The sequence below is a fragment of the Ulvibacter sp. 2305UL32-6 genome (assembly GCF_058148545.1).
The window spans coordinates 462,076-480,368 of the sequence record NZ_JBYVKA010000002.1 but is presented as its reverse complement, the minus strand read 5'-3'; the positions used below and the strand labels follow the sequence as shown (position 1 = coordinate 480,368).

The following is an 18,293-nucleotide window of genomic DNA, read 5'->3' as shown; positions in this document are numbered from 1 at the left end:
TCCCTTACTTTTTAAAGTAAGGGATTTTTTTTTACTCTAAAATTCGGAGTTTTTGTGTTTGAGTTGTTCTATTTATAGAATAGGATAAAAGAAAACAATATAGAATGAAAATACTTAGCTGCATTTTTCTAATTATTAGCATGACCACCATGGCTCAGGATGTCTTTGAAACCGCGAGAAAAGGAGATGTGGCGACCATGGAGGCTTTGTGTGGGTCTACCGCGGAAATTTTAAATGAAGCAAATGCCGAAGGTTATACTCCGCTGATGTTAGCGGCCTATTATGGACATATAGAAATGACTACCTATTTAGTCAAGAAAGGGGCGGTTATCGACGGAAAAAGTAAATATGGAACACCTATCATGGCAGCTACCGTTAAAAATAATGAGGCAATTGTTGATTTACTCTTAGCCAATGGAGCAGATCCAAACATACAAGATACTAACGGCAAAACAGCCTTGCTGTATTGTTCCACTTTTGGGTTAAATACTATCGCAGAAAAACTCTTAAAAGCAGGAGCAACGACTAATTTGAAGGACAATACCGGCAATAACGCATTAGATTACGCAATACTGAGACAAAACGAAACACTAATCAAACTTTTAAATCAATATCAATGAAAAAAATTACCACTTTATTCGCTTTAATTTTCGCATTTGCAATGAATGCTCAAGTAACAACTGGTGTGATTAATTTTACAGCAGGATACACCGGCACGATCGAAATTGACAATACAGATGTCACTATTACATTAATTGGGCCTAGTGATTTATGGCTCGGACTTGGATTTGGCGTTGATTCTATGACCAATGGTGGTGATGTAATTACACATGACTCAACAGGTTTTAATGATCGTCAATTTTTGGGAATAGGAACTCCTCCTACAACAGATACACAAGATTGGACCGTGGTTTCTAACGATGTTGCTAGTGGCGTTCGTACTTTGGTTGTTACCAGGTCACTTACAGGTTCTGATGCTACAGATTTTACTTTTGACGATACTGCATCGAGCATCTTACTTGTATGGGCACATGGTGATGGAACAGATACTTTAAGTTATCACGGAGCAAATAATAAAAATGATATTGTTGTGGCTTTAGAACCTATATTGGGAGTAAATGATCAAAGTTTATCTAATAATTTGAAGATATTCCCAGTTCCAGCATCAGATTTAGTAACCGTATCTATTGCAGATTTTAATAGTGGTTCAGCAACCATTACATTGTATTCAATGCTCGGACAAGCTGTTCAGCAAACTGTAATTTCAGAAAAAAGTACAATCCTTGATATTTCAGCATTATCTACAGGTCTTTATTTGGTTAATGTTTCAACCGAAAATGGTTTTGCATCTCAAAAGATTATTAAAAATTAGAATCATTCTTATATGAAGTTTTATCTCGTGTGTTTTTTTCTGGTAGGGTTCCTATTCGCTGGGTGTACTAATAATACCATAGATGATTTGGAGGGAATACAACAAGGGGATGACGATGGTGGAATGGAGCTTGTGGTCTATCAAGATGTACAGCCAATATTCGTTAATAATTGTATTGTTTGCCATTCAAATCCGCCACAGAACGGTGCCCCCATGTCGCTGATGACCTTTGATGCTGTTGTCAATGCTGTAAATACTCGAGGTTTACTAAATAGAATTAGCAGAAACGAAGGAGAAAGTGGGCTTATGCCATTGGGTGGACCACGATTACCGCAAACATCAATAAATCTTATTGTACAATGGGTTGATGATGGTCTAATAGAAAATTAAAAAATTGCTATGAAAAGAATTATTTTAATTTTAGGGATAAGCATTGGGAGTCTTTCACTTCTCACTGCTCAATCTAAATACACGACCAAAACAGGCACTATTCACTTTGAGGCTTCCGTTCCTTCTTTTGAAGAAGTAAAGGCAGAGAACACCAATGTTAGTGCTATTTTTAATACCGACACGGCAGAATTCGCCGCCCTTGCACTAGTCAAAGGTTTTAGGTTTAAAGTGGCTCTTATGGAGGAACACTTCAATGAAAACTATATTGAATCCTCCAAATACCCAAAAGCCATCGTACGAGGAACACTCAAAAATTTTGATGTAGATCAGTTAAGTACATCGCCCTTGGAATATGAACTTGAAGGTGTGATCAATTTACACGGACAAGAACAAAAATTGCTTATTCCTATAATGCTGCAACAGTCTTCTGGCGGAATCATTCAAATAACAGCAAATTTTACGCTAAAACCAGAAGCATTTGGAATAAAGATCCCCGGAATTGTTCGTAACAAAGTAGCCGAAGAAGTAAATGTTAGTGCACAACTCAACTTAAGTAATTAATAGACTTATGCGAAGAAAACGAATGCTTATTGCTCTAATATTGTTGCTTATTGGAAGTTATTTCGGCTATCATTATCTCTATCAGGAGCACCGCGATATTCAAACGGAAACTACTTTTTTAGAAACAGATAGTGAAGGAATCGTCCGTCTATTTACCGATTCAAGCACGCCAAAGGTTTTAAATCAAACTGTAATGGTCAAAGGCACCGTTACTCAGATGGAGGAAGGTGGAATTACCTTAGATGAAATGGTACACTGTAGCTTCTCAAGCTTGCCATTAGAAGTAGAAGTAGGGGACGAGGTTGTTGTAAAAGGACGGTGTATAGGCTATGATGATTTATTCGAAATTGTAAAATTGGACCAATGTTCCATCATTAACTAATAACTCCTATGAAGAAACTCATTATTTTCATGCTCTTTACTCCTTTTTGTTTATTGGCACAAGATGATTTGCTAGATGAACTTGAAGAGGGGCTTGTTCGAGATAATTCGGTGATAGCCGCCTTCAAAGGTTTAAAGGTTGTTAATTTCGAATCCACTAAACTTGCCAGTCATAAAGACCTTTTTCTTGTCGTTTCTCATAGATTTGGAACTGTTCAAAATGGTATTGATGATTTCTTCGGATTAGATAATGCTGTAACACAAATAAAATTTATCTACGGAATAAAGGAATGGTTAAATGTGGGAATCGCGAGAAGCTCTTTTCTGAAAAAATATGGCGCGCACATTAAATACAGACTAAGGCAGCAAGAGGAGGAAGGCTTTCCTGTTACAATTGTAGGTTATAACTTGGTTACGATAAATACAAGTTTAGATAAGGACATTTATCCAAACATTGATCTTAGTGATAAGCTAACATATACTTCGCAAATTTTAATATCAAGAAAGTTTTCTGAGGATCTTTCGTTACTGCTAGCGCCAACCTTTATCCATGAGAATGTAGCTACACGAAGCATAGTACCCATGTTTGGGGGTGGCTCGAATACTTTTGATGAGAACAACAATCAATTTGCCGTCGGTCTTGGAGGACGCTATAAACTAACGAATCGTTGGAGTATAAATATGGATTATGGTGTGCATTTAAACCGAAATGAGAATTCAGTATATAAGAACCCACTATCTATTGGATTTGATTTAGAAACAGGAGGCCATGTTTTCCAGATGCATTTTACCAATGCGCAAGCTATGTTTGAAGAAGGCTTTATAGTAAATGGCCAAGGCGATTGGAGTGATGGTGATTTTTTCTTCGGATTTAACTTAAGCCGCGTATTCTAGTTTCTATTAAAATGCGGCGAATTCTCCTTTGAAACGTCCGTGACGAAATACTTAGAGTCTCCCCAGAAAAAGAAGGTGTCAAAGCGCTCAATATAGGTAAGTTTGACATAGTTACCCTGATATTCTTGCATCTTTTTAATCACTTCCTCTTCATTGTCTAATACTGAAAAAGGAAATATCTGGGCACCGCTAATCCCTTGACTTATCTCGCCTTCCCATGTTTTTACAATTACACCTTTATGGCTAAATTTTATAAGCTCGCCCGCCCGAGTTCCTTCAGAATAAGGCACAAAATAGACAAATGCGAAGTACAGTAAATAGAGCGCTAACAGACTTCCGAGGATAATAAAAAGAACCTTTTTCATGATTTTATTGCTAATAATCCTTAAATTTAATCAAAACCTTGGCTATGAAAACTATTTATACCCTACTCTTTTCGTTATTTTTTGCATCTTTTTGTACTGCTCAAACTTATTTTAGTGACTTTGAAGATGGTACCTTACAAAATTGGCTAAATGTTGATGCCACAACAGACGGTATGTCGGTACAAGGAGATCCCGGCAGTATGTATCTACAAAAGATCACCGATGGTAGCTTAAGTGGCGAAGGACTTATGGCTATTGTAAATGGATTTGATTATAACGGAGATTATACTTGTGATGATCCTAGTGGAATTAATTGTTTTGGAGAATTTACGGTAGTTACTAGAAATCAAAATGCCTTCGACCTTCATATCCGAATAGGCTTTGTGGGTGCTAACGGGACTCTTGTCGCTTCTCAGAACGCAGCTGTACTACCAGCGAACTCAGATTGGACTGGTTTGCTTTTAGAACCCTATTTTCCGCATTTAGCAGTGGTTTCAGGCTCAGGAACTGTAGAGGAGACGATGGCAGATGTGCAAGAAATGAGAGTTTTTCACAATGAAAACTTTAGCTTTGACGGAGATCAAGTTGTTGGAACCTTAGAAATAGAACTAATATATGTTGATCAATTGCTAAATATTGCGGAGCAAGCGCTACAGTTGGCAGTTATATATCCCAATCCAGCTTCCGAAGAAGTTAATATCACCTTTAAGGAAGCGATTGATACTGAATTCACAGTTTATGATATCTTCGGAAAACGTATGTCTAAGACTTCATCAAATGAAGCTAACGTATCGCTGCCTATCTCTGAATTAGCATCAGGAGTCTATTTTCTCCAACTGAAATCGGGTGACGCTGTGATGACACGAAAATTTGTCAAACAATAACTCAATAGTTTCGGTAGATAGTAACGATGTGTACTAAACACGCCCAAGCAACCGGTAAGCCAACAATGATAAAAAGAATGCCTAATCCTAGATGCATACCTGTCTGATATTCTTTTTCAAAGGTTTCGGTTTGCGATATTATTACTTCATAAATTCCACCTCCTAGAACGCCTATACCTAGAACTACCAATATCAAAATTTGAATTGCAGCCCAAATTAATTCTAAAAGCTTAATCAGTTTCATCTTCCTCGGCTCGCTTAAGAAGTTTTTCGTCTATAGTTTTACTTGCTTTCGCTCCCAGTTTCTTTAAACGCTCCACACGCCGTACTAGATTACCTTTTCCGGTAAGTTTTTTCATGGCATTTTCATAACTTCCCTGAACCGTTCCAATTTGTTTTCCAACTTTAATAAGTTCGTCGGTTAAATTGGTAAATGAATCATAAAGCGCTCCAGCTTGTATGGCAATTTCTAGGGCATTTTGCTGCTGCTTCTCATTATTCCACATACTGTCAATAGTACGAAGTGTAGCGAGTAGTGTAGTTGGTGTAACGATCACAATATTCTTTTCAAAAGCCGAATTGTAAATATTGTTATCCTGATTGATCGCTATAGCGAAAGCTGGTTCAATAGGAACGAAAAGAAGCACAAAATCGGGACTTTCAATTTGATAGATATCTTGATAGTTCTTTGCACTTAATTGGTCAATATGTTTTCTAAGGGAGGCTATATGCTCTTTTAAATGTTGCCCACGCAAATCATCATCGTCTTCATTAACAAAGCGCTCGTATGCCACCAACGAAACTTTAGAGTCAATGATCATCCGTTTGTTATCTGGCAAGTGTAGTACAACATCAGGCAATACGCGGCGACCCTCATCTGTGGTAAAACTATTTTGAACAAAATATTCACGATCTTTTTCGAGGCCGCTTTTTTCAAGTACTCGCTCTAGCACCAATTCGCCCCAATTTCCTTGAATTTTTGAATCTCCTTTGAGTGCCTTTGTAAGGTTGGTGGCCTCTTTGCTCATTTGCTCGTTGAGTTCTTTTAGACCAATGATCTGCTGACGAAGCATGGCGTGTCTATCGATACTTTCTTTATGACTATCGTCTACCTTTTTTTCAAATTTTTCGATTTTTTCTTGAAGCGGCTTTAGAATACCATCAATATTCTCTTTGTTCTGTTTGGTGAATTTTTCGCTTTTACTATCTAGGATCTTGTTTGCTAAATTTTCAAATTCTATTGTAAATTTTTCCTGCAATTTTTCAACCTCCTGTTTTTGCTCACGTAGCTTATTTTCAACATTGTCAAACTCTGCATTACGTTTAATAAGTTCACCGTTTAGAAAATCTTTTTCACTTCGAATTTGCTCACGTTCCTGAATGGTTCGTTCAAACTGCTCATTCAAACGCTCCGTTTGATCTGCCGCCTGTGCTAAGCGTTCCTCCAGCTTACTATTCTCACTTTTGTGTTTAAGACGTGCGAAAAGGTTACCTAGAAAGGCACCAACGAGGATGCAAAATGCAGCCAGAAGGAGAAAAAGGATTGTTTCGTTCATTGTATTGTGATGTAAAGCGTAAAGATAGTAAGTTCGATTTCAAAAGAAGAAAGAAGCGGGGAAGAAGTTGGATGTTGGGTGCTGAGAGTTTGATGATGGAGCTCAATGCGCATTTCCAACAATATGAAAAATTAAATAGCTCATTTAAATTTAATAAAAGCTAAAGGTTACGTCTTCTTGGCTTGGCGTATAAAAAGTTCTATTTCCGTAGAAGGCTTAAGGTTTAATCGTAAACCGACCGTTATTTTTGTCAAATTGAATGATCTCTTTCGGAAAAAGACTTTCAAAACAACCTGCTTCAATCAATTTACACGGATCATCGATATAGGTAGCCTGCGGCGTCATGACGATCATTTGATCTGATAGTTGAATGGCCAGATCGACTTCGTGTGTAGAAAAAAGGATGGTTTTCTTTTCTTCGGAAGCGAGTCGTTTTAATAATTTTAAAACATAGGCGCGATGATATAGATCAAGATGGGTTGTGGGCTCATCCAAAATAATGATAGGTGTATCTTGAGCCAAAGCACGAGCGATATACACCCGCTGTCGTTGACCATCGCTCAATTCAAAACACTTTCGTTCCGCCAGTTTTTTTGTGTCGGTAATTTCTAAGGCGTGTGAAATAGCCAAAAGATCTTCCGAAGTGAGTTTTCCCATCCAATTGGTATAGGGTTGTCTTCCAAGAGAGACCAATTCGCTTACCGTTAAATTCTGAGAAGCAGGCGTTTCAGTAAGCACAACACTTAATTTGGACGCTAACTCCATGGGCGCGTAATCTAATAAATCTCGATTTAAAAGCGATATAGAACCTTGCAACGGTGCTTGCATACCTGCTAAGGTCCGCAATAACGTAGATTTCCCAATACCGTTAGCACCTACGAGTCCAATTAAATTTCCCTTCGGAAGGGCAAGATCTATTGATTCGGCGATCAAATTGCGATTTTTCTTCGTTGCATATCCAATCGATAATGCATTGGCTCTTAAAACGATATGTTCCATTTCCGAAGTCATTAAAACAATAATTTTCGTTTTCGAACTAATAACCATATCACCACGGGAGCACCAACCAAGGAGGTAATAGCGTTAATAGGTAAGGTGTATTCGCTAAAGGGTAATTGCGCTACAGTGTCACATATCAACATTAAAATACTTCCGCAAAGTAGTACGGCAGGAAGTAATATGAGATGATTGGATGTTTTAAAAAATTGTCGTGTGATGTGCGGGACCGCGAGCCCAACAAAAGCGATCGGTCCCGCAAAGGCTGTGATGCTTCCCGCCAAAATACTTGTGGCAACAATGATCATTAAAGTGGTTCGTTTGATCCGCAAGCCCATACTTTTGGCGTAATTTTCGCCAAGTAGCAAACCATTTAATGCTTTGCTGCTTGCCAAACTGAGTACAATTCCTAAACCAAAACAAAGTGCTAAAATAAACACGCCATACCACGATTGATTTCCTAAACTTCCGAAGGACCAAAAAATAAACTGCTGTAATTGTTCGGCATTGCTGAAATACGATAAAACGGCCACCACAGCTCCCGTGACACTTCCAAACATGAGTCCGATGATCAAAATAGCCATGGTGTCTTTTATTCGGAAGGTGACTGCGAGTACAGCTAGTAATACTAGAAAACTACCTAATGCCGAAGCGATCACCAAGCTCCATTCGCTTAATAGTACACTTCCGAAGAAACCACCAAAAACACCAGCGCCTAAGATCAAAATTGCAACACCCAAACTGGCACCACTACTTAAGCCTAATACAAACGGACCCGCAAGTGGGTTCCGAAATAGCGTTTGCATCAATAGTCCTGAAACAGCCAAACCACCACCCGCCATAATGGCTGTGAGCGCTTTGGGTAAGCGGTAATCTATAATAATATAGTGCCAGCTCTCCTTGGAGATATTAGTTGTAAAAAGACTCGCCAACACATCTTTAAAAGGAATAGCCACCGAACCTAAGCTCATATTGATCAAAAATAGCACGACCAAAAGTCCTGTAAGACCTATAAAATAGCCGCGATATGTCTGGCTCGTTTCCATTACTTTAATTTAGAAAAAAAGTACAATTCGTGTTCGGGAAGGAGGGTAGGATGTAAAATTTTAATGATGTCCTTTAGCACAATATCTGGGCGATTGGGAGCAAGTTCATAATAAAGAACACCACCCGTTTCACCTATTTTATTAGTAAAGCTAAAGACATTTTGATTTTTAAAAGCATCAAATTGCTGGTAGACCGAATGGGTCTCTTTTAATTGTGACAAACTACTAAATTGACCCGGACCGATCCAAAACTCAGCCGTTCTTCCTTGATCCAAAACAGCCTCTAAGTTGAGAGATAAACTTCCCGTACCTTGACTTTCATGCCATAAGTAATCACCATTCGCATCAGCAATAAATTGCGCGGCCCAGCTATTTCCTTGCGGAAGATACCAAACGTCTTTATACATGGCACCACTTAAAACAGTTGGTTTTTTTGATGCTTTGGCGGCAATGGCTTTTGCTTCCAAATATGCCGCTTCTACACGATTAAATAAACTATCGGCTTCCTTTTCTTTTCCATAGAGCGCACCAAAGAACTTGATCCATTCGGCCTTTCCCAACGGATGAGTTTCGGTCCAATCGCTATTGTAAAGCACAGGAATTCGGGCCTTGCGTAAGGTGCTAAAGGTGTCGTTGTTTCCATCTACCGCAAAACCCACCACGGCATCAGGCGCAAGTTCGATAAGCACCTCGGTATTGAGATCTTCATTTTTACCAATTTCTTTTATCTTTTCTTCGGAAATGAGCTTGCGGGTGGCTTCAGAAGAGATGTAATCTAAGTTAGGAAATCCCTTGAGCGTTTCGAGCACGCCTAATTGTTCTAAAGACGGGATATGGGTGGTTGACGTAACGATCATATTTTTTATAGGAACTTCCACGATAGCATCAAAAGCATATTGAGTAACAAAATTTGCCTTGTCTTTTACTAGAATATAACGAAAGGTTTTGTCTGCACCCGGCCACGGATTACTAATATTGATCACGGTGTGCTCGCCCATTTTTTCAAGCGTAAACCCTTTGGCATAACGAATACCTTCTTTAGGTACTTTATTTTCTACAATGGGAGTTTTGGGAGTTTCTTTACAGCCAAAGCAAATGATCACAATAAAAGCAAGGATAATTTTATTCATGCCCAAAAATAAGATTATTTGTTTGTAACACTAAACGATTGCCTATTTCATTATTGATTTTTCTTGAAAATTGAAGCGATCTAAGTTCCAAAATACTTCTATCGCAAATCTCAGACATGCATAAAGTAAAGACTAGCATTTTATGTATAGAATTTAGTTTCGATTAAAATTTTGTCCTACTTTCGCACTCGAATTTTGGTGAGTAATCACTCTTAAAAGGGAATTCGGTTTAATGCCGAAGCTGTTCCCGCAACTGTAAGTCCTCCGCCTCAGCGGAGTGTGAAACTTCAAAACCACTGTCCTTTACATAATAGGATGGGAAGGTACACAACGACAAGCCAGGAGACCTGCCCATTTTCACAAGTCTAACTTTCGGGATAAAAGTTTGAGACACTAAAGCCTATGGAAGCTCATATTTTGAGCGACCATGAGCCCTACGTATCTTTTCCCGAGCAATAATTGGTAAAAATGAAACAAAACCTATGTATGCTCGTATTTCTTGCAACTGCCGCTCTTACCAGCGCTCAAGAAACACAAACCGTATCACAACTCGATTCGGTATTTATTGACTCCAAAATCCAACGTCCGCGTAAGGAAAGTGGAAAAGTGATCACCACCATTTCAGAAGAAACCCTTCAAAACAGTCCAGGCGTTGATGTTGCAACGCTTATCAATGAGGTTTCAGGTATTGAGATCAATGGTTCGCGAAGTAACGCCGGACAGAACTTGAGCTATTTTGCGCGTGGCGGAAATAGCCGTCAAGTCGTTATTTTGGTTGATGGGGTGCCGTTAACCGATCCGTCTAGTATCAACAACGAATATGACCTTCGTTTGGTGGCCGCAAGTTCACTTTCCAAGATCGAGATCATTAAAGGTGCGTCTAGCGTCTTGTATGGTTCGGGAGCGGGAACTGCAGTCATTAGTTTAACGACCAAGCCTGAATCGAAACAACCCATTGCGGCTACTTTTACTTCAAGTGTAGGGAGCAATAGTTCTTCGGAAACGGAAGACAAAAAGTATCAAATTGCCGAATTCACCAATGCAGCTTCGATATACGGGACATTAAACAAGTTCTTTTATAAAGCCGATTTTGGACAGCGTTATATCGACGGGTTGTCGGCTGTAGCAGCGCCCGAAGGAGTAGAAGCTTTTGATGCAGATGATTATAACACCTTCAATACGCGCCTTAATCTCGGGGTGCATATTTCCGAAGACATTCAAATTAGTCAGTTTGTGAGTTTAGATAAATTCAAGACTGGTTTTGATGACTTTAGTTATGTGGATGCCAACAATCGATCTGTGAGTCGCCAAATTAGAACGGGCGGAAATTTTCAGTGGAAATATAAAAAAGGAGTCTATGTTTTTAACGATAGTTATACGTGGTTAGAACGTGAGATCGAATCGTCGTATCCAGCTAAATACGATGCGAAAAACTATACATTAGACAATTATCTAACCTATAATTTCAGTGAATCAATTACCGCTTTGGTTGGTTTGCAGTATGTAAATGCCAAGTTCAATTCCTTTTCAATTCCTTTTGGAGCAAATGATTTCGAGCAACAAGTTGATGAGGAAAACGCGAAGTACTCAAGTATCGATCCGTATGTAAATGTGGTGTATACTTCAAAATTCGGACTCACAATTAATGCTGGTGGCCGATTAAATAACCATAGTGATTATGGTACGCATGTGGTTTATAATTTAAATCCGTCGTATAATTTTGACTTCGGAAAAAACACTTTAAAGGTATTGGCTTCGTATAGCACGGCTTATATTACGCCTTCATTGTTTCAATTGTACGACCCAATTTACGGTAATGCCGAGTTGGAGCCAGAAGAAAATACAACGATTGAAGCAGGGTTAGAATTTTCGAACCAATCGCCGTTACGAGCAAGCGTTGTTTACTTCCGAAGAAACGAAAATAACTTTGTAGATTTTGTGACTGTTGATCCAGATCTGTTTCTTTACGAATACCAAAATGTGGGTGATGAATTTACCGCAAGCGGAATTGAAGTGGAAGTGGCTACGACCATCGCCAAAAAATTAATGCTTACAGCAAATTATACCAACACTACGCCCGACGACCGATTTTCATTGCGAATTCCAGAGCATAAGGCAAATGTACGTGCTGCCTATACCTTCGGAAAGGCTACGAATCTTGGATTGACTTTTCAATATGTAGGGGAGCGTGACGATTCTTTCTTTAATTCTGAAACTTTTGAAAACGAAACCATCGCTTTGGAGAGCTATAATTTACTCGGACTTTCCTTCGGAACAAACGTGTCAAAAAATCTTGAGGTATTTGCAAGTATTTCTAACCTGCTAGATTCAGAATACGAAGAATTGTATCGTTATCAAACCACAGGAAGAAATGCGAGAATTGGATTTCGTTTGAGCCTCTAATTATTTATTGAAGGTGTAGCGATCATGATTCCGTCTAGGGGAGCATGCGTTTTGCTATCTGAAATTTGTTCCAAAGAAGTTGTCTGTTGTACTGGCTGAGGTCCTGGAAAGATCTCATTCAGTGCAGCAGCCAATAAAGGCTCATTCACATCACCTAAAGTGCCCAAATTGGCATAATCTTCGTTGATCGTTATATCTGGTGGTAAACCTTCGTCAAAATCGGTTTCACCATTCTTGTTTGCTGTCTTGAAAACCAAGGGGAGCATCGCGTAGGTGTGTCCTATATTAGCACCTGAGCGTCTAAAATCTGGTGAATCATAGAGAAGGAAAGAGGCTTGATATTTACCCGTAGTAAAATCGCCCACTTGAATAACATCGATGTAAGGTGTGAGTCCGTTGATGATCAATTCACTTGCAGATGCAGTTCGCGAGGAAGTGATTACAAAAACACGATTTAAATTTAAGCTATTGAGTGCTTGCCCATTACTAATCGAACCATCAAACAAGCCGTTTTCGGCAAATTGATCTTGTCTGTCGGCGTTCCATTGTTCCGAATAGAATACTTGTCCGTTGAATTGTCCCGTGATCATTCCGGCTAGATCAACTGCAGTCTCAACAGATCCACCTCCATTGTAGCGCATATCTAAAATAAGATCGGTTACACCATCTCCTTTAAACTGCGCAAAAGCACTGTTCAACTGACTGTCAAAGTCCTGTACAAAACCAGTATAGTGTAAATAACCGATGGCTTGACCTTGTACGTTCAAGGTACGAACGGTTTGAACTGGGTTTTCTGTGATCTCTTCTTTAATAAGATTTACATCTTCACCTGTTGGGATTATGGTTGTACCATCAAAGGTGGCAAGACCAATGGTGTAAGAAGTGGGGTTTAGCAAATCGGTAAAATTGTTTTCGTCGATTTGGGTACCATCTATGGTATTAAATATATCCCCGCGACTTAATCCGCCATCGGAGGCCGACGAATTTGGTAAAACATAGCGTACATAACCAAATACCCGTCCGTCTTGTTCTGGATAGCGTACGAGTCCGTATTCCATTCCATTGTTGACAGTAGTTCCGTCGAGTGCATTTTCTAAAGCCACATAATCATCTACGAGAATGCTGAAGCGATCGGTGTCAGATTTGAGATAAGCAAACAGATCTTCGGGTGAATTATAATTGTCTAAAAAATTATTGAGTTCATCCTGTGTGTCAAATGCATCATCTGCAAGTTCAGCCGTATCAGCTTTATAGAGATAATAGTAATTGAGTCCGCGATAAATAAAGTTTTGGATATCAAGATTGGAGGCGAGGGTTTGATTGTCGTCAAGATCTTCAAAACAAGATTGGCAGACTGCTGCTATGGCGATAAGGACTATAAGTAGCTTTTTTTTCATTGTGTGGAATTGGATATATCTTCTAAACTCCTAATTTAGGGACATTATTGCGAACTTAAAATAAATTGTAACAAAAAATAGGGTGGTTCGTCGTACTAATAGAAGGCGCTTAATTTGAACCTTTCAACCACCAAAAAGATCCCGTAGGGATAGCATGATGAAGCAGACAGAATTTACAGCCATGGTACTGCCGTTAAAAGACAAGTTGTACAGACTTGCTAGACGAATACTGGTTTCAACAGATGAAGCTGAGGATGCTGTACAGGAAGTTTTTTTGAAATTGTGGAAAGGAAAAGAAAAGATCAAAGATTATAAGAACCCGGAGGCATTTGCTATGACAATGACGAAGAATTATTGTTTAGATCGGCTAAAATCGAAGCAGGCCTCTAATTTAAAAATCGTGCATAGTAATTATCATAACAGCGATAATTTACAAAAGCAGATTGAGGCTAACGATGGTGTTTCAATGGTTTTTAAATTAATGGAATCATTACCAGAGCAACAACGTATCATTTTACAATTGCGCGATGTTGAACAATATGAATTCAAAGAAATCGCTGAAATGCTAGATAGTAATGAAACAGCAGTGCGAGTGAGTTTATCACGAGCACGCAAAACAGTAAGAGAACAATTATTGAAACAATACAATTATGGAATTAGCTAAAATTGAACAACTTTTAGAGGCTTATTTTGAAGGAAATACCACTTTGCTAGAAGAAAGTACATTGCGCACGTATTTTTCTGAAGAAGATGTAGCTCCCCATTTAGAGATGTATAGACCGTTATTTATTGGTTTAGATATTGCTAAGCAAGAGGTTTCTAAAAAAGAGGTGAAATTACCTATGAGCAAATCGAAGAACGTTCGGATTTGGTGGTATGGTATTGCCGCTTCATTTGTACTTGCCATTGGCCTTGGTAATTACATGTTCAATCAACCATCATTTACCCAAGAAGAGCAAGAAGCATTAGCGGCTTTTGAAGAAAGCAAAGACGCAATGCGTTTATTGTCTCAGAATTTTAACAAGGGCGCAGAAGAGTTGCGTCTAATCAATCAATTTACAAAAACAACAAACAAAATTTTAAAATAATCTAAACACAATTATAATGAAAAAATTAGCTTTATTACTCGTATTTATAGTAGCGCCAATGGTCGCTTCGGCTCAAAATGCATTTGATGCTTTTGAAAATGACAAAGACGTATCCTCTGTGGTCGTTACAAAGAATATGTTCAAATTATTGAGCAAGATCGACCTTGAATCTGATGATCCAGAAGTAAAGGAATATATGGAACTTGTAGATAATCTTGAAAATATTAAGATCTACACCACAGAAAACCCGGTAGTGGCAGGAAGAATGAATAGTGCTGTCGCTTCGTATATCTCTAAATCTAAAGGACTTGCTGAATTGATGCGGGTTAAGGATGACGGAAACAATATTAAATTCTATTCAAAGGAAGGTAAAAATGAGAACTTTGTAAGTGAGCTGTTAATGCACCTTCAAGGTGATGTTGATGGTAAAAACATGACTGTGATTATGAGCATTACCGGAAATATCGATCTTAAAAAGATCTCTAAACTTACAAAGGATTTAAATGTTCCTGGGGGCGATGCTCTTAAGAATGTTGGAAATAAAAAGCAATAACCATGAGCGTTGTTCTTAAATATATAATTGCAACTGTGATGGCCGCAATGGCACTCACAAGTTGTAGTAACGACAAGTCTTTACAAAAGTATCTGGTTGAAAAGCAAGATGACAATAACTTTGTAAAGATAGACCTAGCAACAAGTCTCTTGAAGGCTGAAGGAAATGATTTTTCTGAAGAAGAAAAAAACATCCTTAACACTGTTAAGAAGATCAATGTAGTTGCCTTTCCATTAACGGATGATAATATGGCTGAATACGAGATCGAAAAACAGAATGCTATCGATGTGCTTTCGCAAGAAAAGTATAAAACCTTGATGAAGTATGGTTCTAACTCTCGAGGCGCTACGCTTAAGTACCTTGGAGAAGAAGAAGCCATTGATGAACTCATCGTTTTTGCGAGCGATAATGAAATGGGTTTTGCTGTATTCCGATTGTTGGGCGATAATATGAGACCTGAAGATATGCTTAAGTTGATGAAAGGAATTGACAAAGGAGATATTGATGTTTCAAGTTTAAAAAGCCTTGGGAATCTTCTGGATCTACCAAAAGATGAAAGTGTAAAATTTGAATTGGCTGAATAACTATTGCCTAATTAAAAAATAATTTTATATTTACTTCTTTAGCCAGAGACCTTGTAACCATCAAGATAGGTTAAATGACTAAATCAAAGCTTCAGTTTCCCCGCTGAAGCTTTTTTTATGGACTTATATTTCCATATTGTATTTTATTGAAAACGCTAACAAGGCATTTTCAAATGTTCTAAAGATGATGTAACTTTATCGAACGCTAACCGAGTGATTGTTTATGAGCCCCATGAAACTAAGGTAAAGAATCATTCCCCAAATAGCCAGAGACCTCTTCCTCAGAGATAGGTTATAAGCGTTTTGCCCTGAAAGAAATTTCGGGGCTTTTTTGATTCTCACAATCTTAAAATATAGACAGTTTATTCCCAGACATGATCAATTGAGATCAGTTGTGACTAACAACTTATTTGGGGTGCAAATTTGATAACCAATTAATTATCACTGATCCTCTTTCTATTATTACTGTTGAAATGGCTTATGTAGTTCTCAGATATTTCCCCCTAAAGATTATTATTCTTGTATTTTGGCGAAAAAGCATTGCTTATAGTCGAAAACCGCTGTTTGTCAGTGCGTTACGTATTGTTTGAGATGTTTTTTACTCTATATTTGTATAGCACGGAAACCCCACTGCCAGAGACCCTAGAGTCGCTAGGATAGGCAATATAGAAGAAGGCTCTTTGATTTATCAAGGAGCCTTTTGATTTTACTTGTTTTAAATACCGGTGTAATTAGAAGGAGTGATAGCGCGAAGTTCTTTCTTGATATCTTCGGAAACGTCTAAGGTTTCTATAAAATTAGCTATTGACTCTCTGTTAATTGCTTCGTTTGTGCGGGTCAAACCCTTTAAAGCTTCATACGGATTAGGATATGCCTCCCGACGTAGAATAGTCTGGATAGCTTCAGCTACAACAGCCCAGTTATTTTCTAGATCTTCTGCAAATTTTGAAGCATTTAATAATAGTTTATCTAGTCCTTTTAAAGTGCTGGCAAAAGCAATGAGTGTGTGTCCAAGCGGAACACCTACATTTCGAAGCACTGTACTATCTGTTAGATCACGTTGCAAACGGCTAATAGGTAATTTTGCCGAAAGATGTTCAAACACTGCATTTGCAATGCCTAAATTACCTTCACTATTTTCAAAATCTATTGGGTTTACTTTATGTGGCATAGCCGAAGAACCAATTTCTCCCGCTTTGATCTTTTGTTTAAAATAGTCCATAGAAACATAGGTCCATATGTCACGGTCTAGATCAATTAGAATATTGTTGATGCGTTTAAGGCAATCAAACAAGGCCGCCATATGATCGTAATGCTCAATTTGCGTGGTTGGGAACGAGTGGTGCAAACCTAAGGTTTGCTGAACAAATTCGCCACCAAATTTTTTCCAATCTATTGCAGGATATGCAACTTTGTGTGCGTTAAAGTTTCCTGTGGCTCCGCCAAATTTCGCAGCACTTTTTATGTTGTTCAATAGATCAAATTGCTCTTCCAAACGAACTACAAATACATTGATCTCTTTCCCCAATCGAGTAGGAGAAGCGGGTTGACCATGTGTACGCGCAAGCATAGGAATATCGGCCCATTCTTGGGCTAACGACTTTAATTTATCTCTTACGGCAAAGAATTGCGGCACATAAACTTCGTTCATGGCATCTTTTAATGATAAAGGGATCGCCGTATTATTGATATCTTGTGATGTGAGTCCGAAGTGTATAAACTCCTTGTATTTCTGTAATCCGAGACCGTCAAATTTCTCTTTGATAAAGTATTCAACAGCTTTTACGTCGTGATTCGTCACCTTTTCGGTGTCTTTGATCTGTTGCGCATCTTCCGTAGTGAATTCGGTATATAATTTCCGAAGCGCTTCAAAATGATCTTTATTAAAATCTTTAAGCTGCGGAAGTGGTAATTCGACCAACGCAATAAAGTACTCGACCTCTACCAATACGCGATAACGAATGAGGGCCTCTTCAGAAAAAAAAGGAACTAAAGGCGCTGTTTTTGCTGCGTAGCGACCATCAATAGGAGAAATAGCTTGTAGTGCGTGAATCGACATATCTATAATTTAGAAAAACGCAAAGATAGGGAAGTGTTCCTATTTTTTACGTTTTGAGGCTTGCGTTTTTGCTAACTGTTTTAGCACATATTTTCCACGTGCTTTGTAGGCGGGCATAGCATTATAGATATTTTGCTTTATGATTGATTCAAGTTCGGGATGAATCCATTTGTATTCTGTTCCTAAAAAATACAATGCGGTCATGGCGTAAACCTTTGCAGCAACTTTTTGATCTGTGATGAGCCAATCAAAGCAAAGTGATGTCATCTGCTCTTTATGTGAAGAATTTAAAAATTGAAGTGCCGACACATTCTTTTCTTTGTAATAAGCCTTGGTGAGCATTTCACAGATCTTTGCCAGGGGGCGCAACGCCTGATCGCGATATACTTTTGGAAGATTTTTAAAAAAGAGATCTAACCTCGGGTATAGCAATTCGAGCTTTTCAATGCACACGAATTCAAGTATCCATGTTGCTTTATATGAAATTTCAGCATCTACTTCAAAGCAAAAAGACAACAACTCGTCGATCGTTTCGGGTCGGTCTAACACCCAGCGTGCAACATCCAACCGTGTTTGCCGGTAGGCTTTGATATTGTTTAATTTTTCGTAAAGTGTCTCCAAATCAGATTACAAT

The 18,293-nt window shown here is 38.5% G+C and carries 21 protein-coding genes and 1 riboswitch; of the genes, 12 read left to right on the top strand and 9 right to left on the bottom strand.

Annotated features, from left to right (window positions below; translation table 11 throughout):
* The first annotated feature begins 104 nt into the window (after nucleotides 1–104).
* Genes ACY2RU_RS08045 through ACY2RU_RS08020 form a run of 6 tightly spaced genes read left to right on the top strand, consistent with a single transcriptional unit; the run spans nucleotide 105 to nucleotide 3,598 of the window.
* Nucleotides 105–620: an ankyrin repeat domain-containing protein gene (locus ACY2RU_RS08045; protein WP_490137923.1), complete on the top strand. Its 516-nt coding sequence runs from the start codon at nucleotides 105–107 to the stop codon at nucleotides 618–620.
* Nucleotides 617–1,372 carry a T9SS type A sorting domain-containing protein gene (locus ACY2RU_RS08040; RefSeq protein ID WP_490137922.1) on the top strand — a complete coding sequence of 252 codons (756 nt, stop codon included), beginning with the start codon at nucleotides 617–619 and terminating at the stop codon, nucleotides 1,370–1,372. Before ACY2RU_RS08045 ends, ACY2RU_RS08040 begins: the two co-directional genes overlap by 4 nt.
* A gap of 12 nt (nucleotides 1,373–1,384) precedes the next feature.
* Nucleotides 1,385–1,762: a hypothetical protein gene (locus tag ACY2RU_RS08035; RefSeq protein ID WP_490137921.1), complete on the top strand. Its 378-nt coding sequence runs from the start codon at nucleotides 1,385–1,387 to the stop codon at nucleotides 1,760–1,762.
* 9 nt (nucleotides 1,763–1,771) lie between these two features.
* Nucleotides 1,772–2,323: a YceI family protein gene (locus ACY2RU_RS08030; RefSeq protein ID WP_490137920.1), complete on the top strand. Its 552-nt coding sequence runs from the start codon at nucleotides 1,772–1,774 to the stop codon at nucleotides 2,321–2,323.
* A gap of 7 nt (nucleotides 2,324–2,330) precedes the next feature.
* The gene (locus ACY2RU_RS08025; RefSeq protein ID WP_490137919.1) at nucleotides 2,331–2,705 is read left to right on the top strand and encodes an OB-fold protein; all 375 of its coding nucleotides are present in this window, start codon (nucleotides 2,331–2,333) and stop codon (nucleotides 2,703–2,705) included.
* A gap of 8 nt (nucleotides 2,706–2,713) precedes the next feature.
* Nucleotides 2,714–3,598: a DUF5777 family beta-barrel protein gene (locus ACY2RU_RS08020; protein WP_490137918.1), complete on the top strand. Its 885-nt coding sequence runs from the start codon at nucleotides 2,714–2,716 to the stop codon at nucleotides 3,596–3,598.
* Here ACY2RU_RS08020 and ACY2RU_RS08015 read toward each other — a convergent pair.
* Nucleotides 3,595–3,963: a DUF8785 domain-containing protein gene (locus ACY2RU_RS08015; RefSeq protein WP_490137917.1), complete on the bottom strand. Its 369-nt coding sequence runs from the start codon at nucleotides 3,961–3,963 to the stop codon at nucleotides 3,595–3,597. The genes ACY2RU_RS08020 and ACY2RU_RS08015 overlap by 4 nt on opposite strands.
* A gap of 44 nt (nucleotides 3,964–4,007) precedes the next feature.
* Between ACY2RU_RS08015 and ACY2RU_RS08010 the strand changes: the two genes are divergently transcribed.
* Nucleotides 4,008–4,847 (top strand): T9SS type A sorting domain-containing protein, encoded by an 840-nt coding sequence (locus ACY2RU_RS08010; RefSeq protein ID WP_490137916.1) that lies wholly within the window; start codon nucleotides 4,008–4,010, stop codon nucleotides 4,845–4,847.
* 1 nt (nucleotide 4,848) lies between these two features.
* On the opposite strand, the gene ACY2RU_RS08005 is transcribed toward ACY2RU_RS08010, so the two are convergent.
* From ACY2RU_RS08005 to ACY2RU_RS07985, 5 genes are all read right to left on the bottom strand, one after another.
* Nucleotides 4,849–5,091, bottom strand: a complete 243-nt coding sequence (locus ACY2RU_RS08005; protein ID WP_490137915.1) for a hypothetical protein — start codon at nucleotides 5,089–5,091, stop codon at nucleotides 4,849–4,851.
* Complete coding sequence (locus ACY2RU_RS08000) at nucleotides 5,078–6,403, bottom strand: DNA recombination protein RmuC (protein WP_490137914.1); 1,326 nt, start codon at nucleotides 6,401–6,403, stop codon at nucleotides 5,078–5,080. Before ACY2RU_RS08000 ends, ACY2RU_RS08005 begins: the two co-directional genes overlap by 14 nt.
* 216 nt (nucleotides 6,404–6,619) lie before the next feature.
* Nucleotides 6,620–7,414 carry an ABC transporter ATP-binding protein gene (locus tag ACY2RU_RS07995; protein WP_490137913.1) on the bottom strand — a complete coding sequence of 265 codons (795 nt, stop codon included), beginning with the start codon at nucleotides 7,412–7,414 and terminating at the stop codon, nucleotides 6,620–6,622.
* Nucleotides 7,414–8,445 carry a FecCD family ABC transporter permease gene (locus ACY2RU_RS07990; RefSeq protein ID WP_490137912.1) on the bottom strand — a complete coding sequence of 344 codons (1,032 nt, stop codon included), beginning with the start codon at nucleotides 8,443–8,445 and terminating at the stop codon, nucleotides 7,414–7,416. Before ACY2RU_RS07990 ends, ACY2RU_RS07995 begins: the two co-directional genes overlap by 1 nt.
* Nucleotides 8,445–9,575, bottom strand: a complete 1,131-nt coding sequence (locus ACY2RU_RS07985) for an ABC transporter substrate-binding protein (protein WP_490137911.1) — start codon at nucleotides 9,573–9,575, stop codon at nucleotides 8,445–8,447. The genes ACY2RU_RS07990 and ACY2RU_RS07985 overlap by 1 nt, the downstream gene beginning before the upstream one ends.
* Before the next feature lie 179 nt (nucleotides 9,576–9,754).
* A riboswitch (cobalamin riboswitch) is annotated at nucleotides 9,755–9,944 on the top strand.
* Between the two features lie 117 nt (nucleotides 9,945–10,061).
* Between ACY2RU_RS07985 and ACY2RU_RS07980 the strand changes: the two genes are divergently transcribed.
* Nucleotides 10,062–11,978, top strand: a complete 1,917-nt coding sequence (locus ACY2RU_RS07980) for a TonB-dependent receptor plug domain-containing protein (protein WP_490137910.1) — start codon at nucleotides 10,062–10,064, stop codon at nucleotides 11,976–11,978.
* On the opposite strand, the gene ACY2RU_RS07975 is transcribed toward ACY2RU_RS07980, so the two are convergent.
* Nucleotides 11,975–13,375: a S41 family peptidase gene (locus tag ACY2RU_RS07975; RefSeq protein ID WP_490137909.1), complete on the bottom strand. Its 1,401-nt coding sequence runs from the start codon at nucleotides 13,373–13,375 to the stop codon at nucleotides 11,975–11,977. The two genes, ACY2RU_RS07980 and ACY2RU_RS07975, sit on opposite strands and share 4 nt — an antisense overlap.
* 157 nt (nucleotides 13,376–13,532) lie before the next feature.
* Here ACY2RU_RS07975 and ACY2RU_RS07970 point away from each other — a divergent pair, with 157 nt between their 5' ends.
* From ACY2RU_RS07970 to ACY2RU_RS07955, 4 genes are read left to right on the top strand one after another with little or no spacing between them, the layout of a single operon-like run.
* The gene (locus ACY2RU_RS07970; RefSeq protein WP_490138280.1) at nucleotides 13,533–14,039 is read left to right on the top strand and encodes an RNA polymerase sigma factor; all 507 of its coding nucleotides are present in this window, start codon (nucleotides 13,533–13,535) and stop codon (nucleotides 14,037–14,039) included.
* Nucleotides 14,026–14,463 carry a PG0215 family putative anti-sigma factor gene (locus ACY2RU_RS07965; RefSeq protein ID WP_490137908.1) on the top strand — a complete coding sequence of 146 codons (438 nt, stop codon included), beginning with the start codon at nucleotides 14,026–14,028 and terminating at the stop codon, nucleotides 14,461–14,463. The genes ACY2RU_RS07970 and ACY2RU_RS07965 overlap by 14 nt, the downstream gene beginning before the upstream one ends.
* Before the next feature lie 16 nt (nucleotides 14,464–14,479).
* The gene (locus tag ACY2RU_RS07960) at nucleotides 14,480–15,016 is read left to right on the top strand and encodes a DUF4252 domain-containing protein (protein WP_490137907.1); all 537 of its coding nucleotides are present in this window, start codon (nucleotides 14,480–14,482) and stop codon (nucleotides 15,014–15,016) included.
* A 2-nt stretch (nucleotides 15,017–15,018) separates the two neighbouring features.
* Entirely contained in the window at nucleotides 15,019–15,600 is a 582-nt protein-coding gene (locus ACY2RU_RS07955) for a DUF4252 domain-containing protein (RefSeq protein ID WP_490137906.1), read from the top strand.
* 715 nt (nucleotides 15,601–16,315) lie between these two features.
* On the opposite strand, the gene purB is transcribed toward ACY2RU_RS07955, so the two are convergent.
* Nucleotides 16,316–17,659: an adenylosuccinate lyase gene (gene purB, locus ACY2RU_RS07950; RefSeq protein WP_490137905.1), complete on the bottom strand. Its 1,344-nt coding sequence runs from the start codon at nucleotides 17,657–17,659 to the stop codon at nucleotides 16,316–16,318.
* Nucleotides 17,660–17,698: 39 nt separating this feature from the next.
* A complete protein-coding gene (locus ACY2RU_RS07945; RefSeq protein ID WP_490137904.1) occupies nucleotides 17,699–18,280 on the bottom strand; it encodes an adenylosuccinate lyase in 582 nt (193 codons plus the stop codon).
* Between the last annotated feature and the right edge of the window lie 13 nt (nucleotides 18,281–18,293).